Origin of the sequence: Methanoregula sp. (genome assembly GCF_049686655.1) — an archaeon.
Classification (GTDB): Archaea; Halobacteriota; Methanomicrobia; order Methanomicrobiales; family Methanospirillaceae; genus Methanoregula.
This window is the reverse complement of sequence record NZ_JBAVIG010000005.1, coordinates 1-9,079: the sequence shown is the minus strand read 5'-3', so window position 1 is coordinate 9,079 and position 9,079 is coordinate 1. Positions and strand designations below refer to the sequence as shown.

Annotated in this window: 10 protein-coding genes; 9 read left to right on the top strand and 1 reads right to left on the bottom strand. The window is 58.6% G+C overall.

The features are described from left to right. Window positions 1-1,275: 1,275 nt before the first annotated feature. Window positions 1,276-1,659 carry a hypothetical protein gene (locus tag WBL42_RS00560; RefSeq protein ID WP_424719316.1) on the bottom strand — a complete coding sequence of 128 codons (384 nt, stop codon included), beginning with the start codon at window positions 1,657-1,659 and terminating at the stop codon, window positions 1,276-1,278. Window positions 1,660-1,877: 218 nt separating this feature from the next. On the opposite strand from WBL42_RS00560, the gene WBL42_RS00555 reads away from it, so the two are divergent. The 9 genes from WBL42_RS00555 to WBL42_RS00515 all read left to right on the top strand — a co-directional run bounded on the left by WBL42_RS00555 (window position 1,878) and on the right by WBL42_RS00515 (window position 8,998). Next, a complete protein-coding gene (locus tag WBL42_RS00555) occupies window positions 1,878-3,200 on the top strand; it encodes a hypothetical protein (protein ID WP_424719315.1) in 1,323 nt (440 codons plus the stop codon). 112 nt (window positions 3,201-3,312) lie between these two features. After that, window positions 3,313-3,855, top strand: coding sequence for a methyltransferase domain-containing protein (locus WBL42_RS00550; protein ID WP_424719314.1), 543 nt, complete (start codon window positions 3,313-3,315; stop codon window positions 3,853-3,855). Further along, window positions 3,846-4,451 carry a cobalt-factor II C(20)-methyltransferase gene (locus tag WBL42_RS00545; protein WP_424719313.1) on the top strand — a complete coding sequence of 202 codons (606 nt, stop codon included), beginning with the start codon at window positions 3,846-3,848 and terminating at the stop codon, window positions 4,449-4,451. The genes WBL42_RS00550 and WBL42_RS00545 overlap by 10 nt, the downstream gene beginning before the upstream one ends. Further along, window positions 4,438-5,169, top strand: coding sequence for a cobalt-precorrin-4/precorrin-4 C(11)-methyltransferase (locus WBL42_RS00540; protein WP_424719312.1), 732 nt, complete (start codon window positions 4,438-4,440; stop codon window positions 5,167-5,169). The genes WBL42_RS00545 and WBL42_RS00540 overlap by 14 nt, the downstream gene beginning before the upstream one ends. After that, on the top strand, window positions 5,166-6,038 hold the full coding sequence (gene cbiG, locus WBL42_RS00535; protein ID WP_424719311.1) for a cobalt-precorrin 5A hydrolase: 873 nt from the start codon (window positions 5,166-5,168) through the stop codon (window positions 6,036-6,038). The genes WBL42_RS00540 and cbiG overlap by 4 nt, the downstream gene beginning before the upstream one ends. Continuing rightward, window positions 6,022-6,804, top strand: a complete 783-nt coding sequence (gene cobJ / locus WBL42_RS00530) for a precorrin-3B C(17)-methyltransferase (RefSeq protein ID WP_424719310.1) — start codon at window positions 6,022-6,024, stop codon at window positions 6,802-6,804. Before cbiG ends, cobJ begins: the two co-directional genes overlap by 17 nt. Next, window positions 6,752-7,408, top strand: a complete 657-nt coding sequence (locus WBL42_RS00525; RefSeq protein ID WP_424719309.1) for a precorrin-8X methylmutase — start codon at window positions 6,752-6,754, stop codon at window positions 7,406-7,408. The genes cobJ and WBL42_RS00525 overlap by 53 nt, the downstream gene beginning before the upstream one ends. Before the next feature lie 4 nt (window positions 7,409-7,412). Continuing rightward, on the top strand, window positions 7,413-8,420 hold the full coding sequence (locus WBL42_RS00520) for a cobalt-precorrin-5B (C(1))-methyltransferase (protein ID WP_424719308.1): 1,008 nt from the start codon (window positions 7,413-7,415) through the stop codon (window positions 8,418-8,420). Then, on the top strand, window positions 8,417-8,998 hold the full coding sequence (locus WBL42_RS00515) for a cobalt-precorrin-7 (C(5))-methyltransferase (RefSeq protein WP_424719307.1): 582 nt from the start codon (window positions 8,417-8,419) through the stop codon (window positions 8,996-8,998). Before WBL42_RS00520 ends, WBL42_RS00515 begins: the two co-directional genes overlap by 4 nt. Window positions 8,999-9,079 lie beyond the last annotated feature (81 nt).

The window sequence follows — 9,079 nt, the reverse complement described above, 5'->3', positions numbered from 1 at the left end:
CCCCCGGTTGCGATGACTATTGTATTACCTGCCATTTGACTCGGGGCTCATCGCACTGCGCCCCGTCCCCCGCGGGGGACTGGTGGCGCAAGAGGGGGGCATCGTCTCTTTGAAAAAAAAATGATTTTCTACAGAGCAGGATTTTCCTCCAACGTAACCGGAACGGTGGCTGGCTGGACCTTCATAGGATGACCGGATGCCGGGGAATGTTCAGGGCCTTCCATAGTGGCAATGTTGAAGGATCCCGGGACCGAGAAATACGGCCGGGAAAAAAAGGTACCGTAAGTCAATTATTTCCAGGAATTTTCAGGAACCTACCTTCGCTCTAAAATTTTCCAGGACCCCCATGCCCCTCAGCAAAGATATTCCGGGACCTTGCGCCCCGATCAAAAATTTTCTTTAAAATTTTTTTCGCAGCAGAAAATTTCTCAGGAAAATTTCCCCGGCGTCTCAAAATTTTCCAAAAAAATCCGTTGCCGCCGCTCAAAATTTTCTGGTGTCCCCCTTCTGGCAGAAGGATCCGCGGCCCGCTCCCTGCTGACCGGCGGGTGTACCGGTCGAATATTTTCTCCTGCGTGAAATATCCCCTATGTAAGCCCGACCCCCAAAACAGGGTTCTTTTCGTTTTGTCCCACCAGAGCTCGATCCGGCCCGGGATCGGCTGCTGTAACGCTGCTAAATGCGGCTTCTCTTCTCCGACGTGAAAATGTGGAAAATCAGGGGATTAGTCCTCCATTTTCGGGAATTATTACCCCCCGGGGGCATGCCCGCCCGTTCCCGGCAGAAAATCTCCGACAGAGAATCAGGGTGCAGGAGGTGCAGGTTCTCCCGATGTCTTTCACGTTATATTGGTACCACGTGGAGTATCGGTTCCCTGGTAATTGTCTGATCTCCCAGTCTGTCGTATCGGGATTCCTGATACCCGTAACAGGTCGGCTACCTGTGACAGGTTAATGACCTGTGACAGGTCCGGCACACCGGCCGGGTATGAGACCTGTGACAGGTTTTTGCACGAGTCCGGAATTGCACTAATATATAGGGGGTTATATGGGGGGTTTCCGGGTAGGTGTCCCGTCCTGAATATCCTTGTTTACCGTCGGAGATGCCAATCCTGTGGCAGTGCCCGGGAGATACATTCCTCCGGCACTCATTCTCCGTCGGAGACTGCCGGGGTATATCCCCTGCATGAGGCTTGGAGAAGCGGTAATTCCGGAAAATGCAGCGGTAATTCACCTTCCGGAACTGCATTTTACGCCGGTAACCAGGCTACAGTATTTAGCAGCATCTGGATAGCGAAACGGGTGCCCGGCCAAGTTTGGGGATTGCCATGGAAAATCCAGTGGTTTTCCGAAGGGGGTATCCGGGGTGTTCCAGGTTGTTGCGGGGCCAGGGACGGTGATGGTGTGCGAAAGGCATGAGCGATAGGAAACAGGAAATTGCTTCCAGGAAATTATTTGCATTGTGAAAAATTTTGAGAAATGATTTTGCAATTTTTTTGGGCGCGTGCCGGGAAAAATTTTTGAGCAGGGAAATTTTCAGGGCCGGAAAAATTTTGCCGGGATTTTTTTTGTGAGCGGTGGTGCCGGGATTTTTCCATTTTGTTTGTGGAGAATCACTCATTTTTTCGGCCGCGAAGAGGGGTCGGGGGATCTTTACCATTTTTCAAAGATGGCGGGGTTGACTCCTTGAAAATTTTTTGAAAATGGGTAGGCCCCCTGTATTGATTTGAAGAGGGTAGGACCTCTCTTCACAAGGTCCGGAGCAGGAATTGTTGTCATCACCAGGCAGGATCCTGCATGGCATTGTCACCGCTTCAGGACCGATGCCAGAAAAAATATCCCGCAATAGTTAAGGAATATTAACATAAAAATACATTTATGAATTTTCTCTCCGCCCGTATTTCCTATGCTTCCGGTCTTGTTATCGTGGTTCTTATTATTCTCCTGCTGGCCTCTGCCGGATGCACCTGGGCCGGAACATCTGCAGGAAACAATATGACCGTGACAGCTTCACTGCCCGGAACAATCTCTTCTGCCTCCACAGTCACCATTCATCCTGTACCGGCAGCCACGCATCGGATAACCAGCGAAGGAGATCTGCCGTCGGTAATGTCAATGGATAGTGTCCGTAACCGTTCTTTCACCATTAATGGCACAGTACCGGATCCATCGGTTACCGTCATCCGGATCTGGATGATCGCAAATAGCACGATCGCAATTTCTACAGAGCCGGTATCTCCCGATGGCACGTATTCCGTTGCAATCCCTTCTTCGGCCGCCGTAGCTCCGGCCGTAAAAGATATCGGTATCATCGTCCAGTTTCCCCGCCCGCCCGATCATTTCTCCGTGGATTACGATGCTGCGAACGGGACCCTGGTTGCAGTAAATAACGGTACGCGTTCTGTCCTTGCGTCGCCGGATGATATCCGGTCAATGGATAATTTCGGCCTCACGCGAAGGATAGAATCGGCCATCTTCCTGTCCGTCCCGGACAACTCCTGCGATGCCTACAGCCTCCGCGTCCATGACGGGTGGATCGATCCCGACCCGGTCGGCCCGACAACACCGGGCAGCATGACGGTTACCGGAAAGACGAACATGCCGCCAGGAACGACCATAAACGCCGATGTCCACACCGGAATGTATCATCCGACACCGAAAAATTACGACTTCTCGCACGAATTCGCCTCGGGATCCGGGACAGTCTTTGCCGGTACCGGGGACGTGAACACCTTTTCAGTCACGGTCAATACGTCCCTTCTCCGGGCCGGGACTGCCGGTATTTCCCTGTCTTCCAGTCCCGGGGATGCAGTGGCTTCAACAAGCTCGCAGATCTATCCCGATATTCCCGTGGTACCGGCCGTTACCGATTATGTGGATACGGTAAGCCCGGCCCTGCCGGTTCTGCGGGTGAACGCCAGCATCGTGCCCTTTAACCAGGCCGGGGAATGGAGCATTGTTGAGCCGGGAACCGGGACGCAGCCGACCGATCTCCCGTACGGCTCGATCATCTGGTGTGCGAAGGACGCAGTCTGCCGGGTCTTTGATGCGAACGGGACGGAGTTTTTGGCGGTCTTCAATACCAACGCGGAGCATATGATGGAGGTCCTGAACGGTGGAATGGTTGGCGGGACAGCGAATCGCACGGTGATCTCGCTTGGGGACAAGGTGATCCTGACGAAGATCGATGAAATGCAGTGACGGAGGGGTTCGTTGCCACGAGGGAGAGAGATCCTCATTCGACCGATCTCTAAACCCCGGACTCCCATTCTCCCCCCAAGATTAATACCCTCCCGCAACCAAATTTGTGAAGATGCCCGACGAAAAACTCCCCGGCGGTCCCACGCAGGACGAGATCCTTGCAATCTCCCTGCACAAGCTTGGCCTGAAAAGCACGGATACGGTGCTCGAAGTCGGCTGCGGGACCGGGAAGGTTTCGGTTGCGATAGCACATGCAGTAAAGCGGGTGGTCTCGATCGACCTGCGGCCCGACGCGGTTTCGTATGCCACGGAGACGGCAAAAGCGGACGGGGTGCGCAATATCGAATTCTTCTGCATGGATGCGGCGGAGTATATCCGGACGGGGGAGGTCTTCGATTGTGCATTTGTCGGCGGGTCGAAGCACCTGCCGGTGATGCTCCCGCAGCTTGCGGAACACGTGCGCCGGACGATCGTGATCAACGCGGTGCTCGTCGGGACTCTTGCAGATGCAGTAGCGGGCTTAAAGCGCCTCGGGCTCTTTACCGAGGTCGTGCAGGTGCAGGTCTCGCGGTCGCACGATATCGCAGGCTCTGTCATGTTCAAACCGATCGACCCGGTCTGGATCATTGTCGGGAGGGGCTCGGCATGCTCGTAGGCCTCGGCCTCGGGCCCGGCAACCCGGAACTCCTGACGCTCCGGGCCGTCCGGCTGCTGAAGGAAGCGGATGGAGTCTTTGTACCGGGCCGGATTGCCCACGACCTTGTAGCCCCGTACCGGGAACCTGTGGTGCTGGACTTCCCGATGACGGAGGATGAAGCGAAGATCCGGCAGTGCCTGGAGGCCAATGCCCGTAAGATCGCACCTGTTGCGGAGAAGGGCCTCGCGGTTTTCGGTATCCTTGGCGACCCGAACTTCTTCTCCACGTTCTCGCGGCTCTGTGCGGTGATCTCGGAGACACACCCGGGGATCGAGTTCCGGACCGAGCCCGGGATCAGTTCGATCACGGCCTTCGCTGCGGCCGGCGGGGTGCCGGTCAACGAGGGATTCACGGTATCGGACGGGACGATGTCAGATGCGAGGATCCTCCTGAAAGTCCGGAAGCCGAAGGAGAAGGCCGCGTCCCTCAGGGCCGAGGGCTACCGGGAGTTCGTGCTCGTGGAGCGGATGTACTTCCCGGATATGAAGGTCTACCGGGACGACGAGCTCCCGGAGAAGAGCGACTACATGAGCGTGATGTATGCCCGGAAGTGAAGCGAAGCTGGTCTGGTTCGTAGGCGCCGGCCCGGGCGATCCCGAACTGATCACGGTGAAAGGCAAGGCCCTGCTTGATCAGGCCGATGTGCTGATCTACGCGGGATCGCTTGTGAACCCTGCCCTTGTCGCCGGCAGCCCGGCAGCGGAGAAACTGGACAGCTGGGGGATGCACCTCGACGGGATGGTTGCGCTGATGGCGGATCGTGTGCACCAGGGAAAGCGCGTGGTCCGGCTGCACTCCGGTGACCCGGCGCTCTACGGCTCGATCGTGGAGCAGATCGCAGAACTGGAGAAACTGGGCATTGCCGTACGGATCGTGCCCGGCGTCTCCTCGGTCTTTGCCGCTGCGGCAGCTCTCACAACGGAGTACACTCCCCGGGGCGTCTCGGAGACCCTGATCATCACCCGTCCTGCCGGAAAGACGCTCGGGAAAGATTACATCACGGAACTCTCGCAATACCCGGCTACCCTGGCCTTCTTCCTTGGCAGCGAACACTTTGCCGATATCACCGCAAAACTTGCATGCCCGAAGGATACCCCGGCGGTGGTGATCTTCCATGCCTCGTGGCCCGACCAGCGGATCATCACCGGGACCGTTGCCGATATTGCAGAAAAAGCACAGGACGCCGGCATCACCCGGTCCGCCCTCCTCATCGTTGGCAGGGCGGTCATGGGCGTTGGTTCCGGGTACCAGCGATCGCATCTCTACTCATGAACGATACTGTCGTCATCACGTTTCCGTACTCCCGCGGGGAAGCAGACCGTATCGCTGCATTTCTCGGCGCCGATGTGGCAGACTACTCGCCGGGGATTTTTGACACGGTTTTCCCGGGTCGGAAACGGATCGTTGCGCTGATGTCGATGGGGATCGTCGTGCGGAAGATCGCACCGCTGCTGGAGGACAAGTGGACGGATCCGGCAGTTGTTGTTGTCAGCCCGGATCTCCGGTACGCGGTCCCCCTGCTCGGAGGCCACCACGGGGCAAACGAGCTGGCAAAGGAACTGGCCGGGCTCGGCCTGCAGCCGGTTATCACCACAGCGACAGAGTCCCGTGGCCGTGATTCCGTGGAGACGCTGGCGGAGCGGACGGGCACCGAAGTAGTCAACCGGGACTCCACCCGGCAGGTCAATGCGGCCCTGCTGGACGCGGACATCCCGGTGTATGCCGTGCAGGGGCCTGCGATCGTACTGGCCGGGCCTGATGTATCCATTCTCGTGAAAAAAGGGGAGTACACGGTCGGCATCGGGTGCCGGAAAGGTATCGGGGCCGCAGACGTTGTGGACGCCGTAAGGGCGGCCCTTGCAGAGAACCGGATTCCGGAGACTGATGTACTGGTCTATGCAACAACGACAAAAAAATTCAATGAGACCGGACTCATTGAGGCTGTCGGTGCCCTATCCGGGAATTTAATATTCCTTGACGACGATACCATAAACGCACAGACGGGCCTCTCGCCTTCACGGGCATCCCGGATCGGACTCCTTGGCGTTGCAGAGCCCTGTGCCCTTGCAACATCCAGAAGAAAAATGCTCGTCATGGGAAAGAAGGTCTACGGGAGCGTAACGGTTGCCATCGCACACTGAAAACAAGGGAAGGCTTGCCATCGTCGGCCTTGGCCCGGGAAAGCGGGAGTACATGACTGCCCGGGCCCTGAAAGTTATCGCCGGGGCTGAATACGTGCTCGGGCACTCCACGTACCTTGAACCGCTGGAGCCGCTGCTCACGGGTAAACAGGTAATCAGCAGTTCCATGGGAAAGGAAGTGGACCGGGCACAGCAGGCGATCGATCTCGCCAAAAAACACGCAGTCGCGATCGTATCGGGCGGGGATGCCGGGGTCTACGGCATGGCAAGTATTGTGCTCGAAGTGCTCGAGCATGACGGGGCCGATATCGAGGTCGAGGTGGTCCCGGGCGTGACTGCGGCCAATGCGGCAGCATCCCGTGTCGGCTCGCCGCTCTCCGGTGATTTTGCCGTGATCAGTCTTTCCGACCTGCTCACGCCGCTCGAGATCATCGGGAAGCGCCTCGAGGCGATCTTCGGGCTCGGGATCCCGGTGGTCCTGTACAACCCGAAAAGCCGGGGCAGGCCGCACAACTTCGCCCTTGCGGTGGAGCACGCACGGCACCATCTGGGAAAAGATACCCCCATCGCCATCGTGAGGAATGCGCTTCGCGAGAACGAAGAGACGATCATCACGACACTGGGAGAGATAGAGGAACATGAGCCTGCGATCGATATGCATACTACGGTTATTATCGGGGGCAGCGAGAGCAGGATCTGGAAGAGGGGAGACGATGTCAAAGGAATCATCACGCCACGCGGCTACCACCGGAAATACGTATATTGATCCCGGTGCCGATACAAAGGAAGGATATGCGATCTCGCAGAAGTCACGGGCACTTGCCCGCGAGGCTGTGGGTAACGAGACACTGGAGGACCGGATCCGGCAGAGGTGTTCGATCGCAGTCGGGGACTTTGCCATGGCAGATCTGATGCGGTTTGAGCACAGCCCGGTCCAGGCTGCGCTCGACGCCCTCCGGAACAAAGCCCCGATCATCACCGACATCCGGATGGTCCGGGTCGGGATCCAGAAGAAGGGCCACGCGAGCGAGGTGCTCTGCGCCCTCGACTACGGGGCGGAGATCGTAAAGGAGAAGGAGATCACCCGGAGTTCCGCGGGGTTGCTTGCTCTCAGGGACCGGCTCCCCGGTTCGATCGTGGTGATCGGCAACGCCCCGTCCGCCCTTCTCTCGCTCTGTGCGATGGTGAAGGATGGCATCCGCCCGGCTGTGATCATCGGCGCTCCCGTGGGGTTCGTGAATGCGGCCGAGTCCAAGGCACTCCTCCGCACGATCGGCATCCCTTCAGTCTCTACAGAAGGCACCCGGGGCGGCACTCCTGTCGCCGTTGCTGCGATCAACGAGTGCATTACTATCTTTATCGAAGGCTGAAGCAATGAGAGACCCGGTCACTGGTTTTGTGTACCCGGATGCATGGGTGGAGCGCTGCCAGGACCCGTACCGGCTGCATCTCGCAGAGGAAGGGCTGGCTGTCCTCACCGCATCGGGCACCGTGATCGTCCGGGGCTACACGACCGGGACAACGGCTGCCGCTGCCTGCATGGCCGCGGTCCTCACCCTGGACGGCCCCCCGGCCCTTTCGGTCCCCGTTACGTTGCCCTGCGGCCTGGTCGTGGACGTGCCGGTCGATGCGGAGGGCGGCAGGGCCACGGCCCGGAAGTTTGCCGGTGACTATCCGGGGGATGTCACGGCCGGCATTGAATTCGTGGCTGAAGTTCTTCCCGCGGCAGAAGGGATCCATATCACCTTCGGCGAGGGGATCGGTCGGTTTTCGCGGGACACCCCGCGGTACAAGAAAGATGCCCCGGCCGTCAGCCCGCCGGCGTTTGCCTGCATTGAGGAATCCGTGCGGGAGGCGATGGAGACCGCAGGACTCCCCGGCGTCCGGATCGAGCTCACCATCCCAAAAGGACGGGCCGTGGCAGAGAAGACCCTGAACCCCCGGGTCGGGGTGTTCGGCGGTATCTCGGTCCTGGGCAGCACCGGACTCGTTGAACCCTGGGACGATCACCTCACCGAATCCTCGCTTGGCCGGGTCTCTGCAGCCGGGCTGCCGGTCCTCACCACCGGGCGAATCGGGCTCCGGTTCGCCCGGCTCCGGTTTCCGGAAGACGATGTGATCCTGATCGGGGGTAAAATCGGTGAGTCCCTTGCAGTCGTCAGGGACGAAGCGGTCCTCTTCGGCCTGCCGGCCCTGATCCTCCGGCACATCCGGCCCGGGATCCTCGAAGGGACCGGGTACGGCACCGTCGAGGAACTCGCCGCTTCCCCGCTGTTCGGGCCGATCGTGCGCGAGACTCTTGCAGAGTTCTCTGCACATAATCCCGGCATTAAGGTTATCCTGATCGACCGCAAAGGAACTGTTATAGGAGAGACTGTATGAAGATCATCGGAGTGGGCTGCGGCCCGGGGCTCATGACGGAACAGGCCATAAAGGAAGTCCGGAAAGCCCGGAACATCTACGGCTCCGGCCGGGCAATCGAACTCGCCCGTCCGTTTCTTACCGCTTCGGCAAGTGTCAAATCGATCGATGATTTCAAGGCCCTGCACAAGCTCCCCCAGGATGCCGTGGTGCTCTCGACCGGCGATCCCATGCTTGCCGGCCTTGGGTATCTCACCGGCGAGGTGATCCCCGGTATCTCCTCCTGCCAGCTCGCCCTCTCCCGGCTCCACATTCCCCAGTCCCGGGTAGCGATCGTTGTCGCCCACGGGAGGGGCCATGAGAAAGGTATGCAGGAGACACTCGAAGAGGTCCGGAGGGGAAAGATCGTCTTTCTCCTGGCAGACCCGAAGTTCGATCTCGGTGAATTATACCGGCGGCTTGCCGGCCTGTCGGTTCCCCTGCAGGTATCGCTCTGCGAGAACCTGGGATATAATGACGAGAAGATCACCACCGCCCCGATCCAGTCCCCTCCGGTGAAATCAGCAGACTTGTACTCGGTGGTCATCGGGAATTTCTGATCCGGGTGTATTCCAAAAGGGAACTATGGATCGACAAAAGAACGCTTTTTTCCGACAGGACCAGAATAGCTCTGTCAGGAG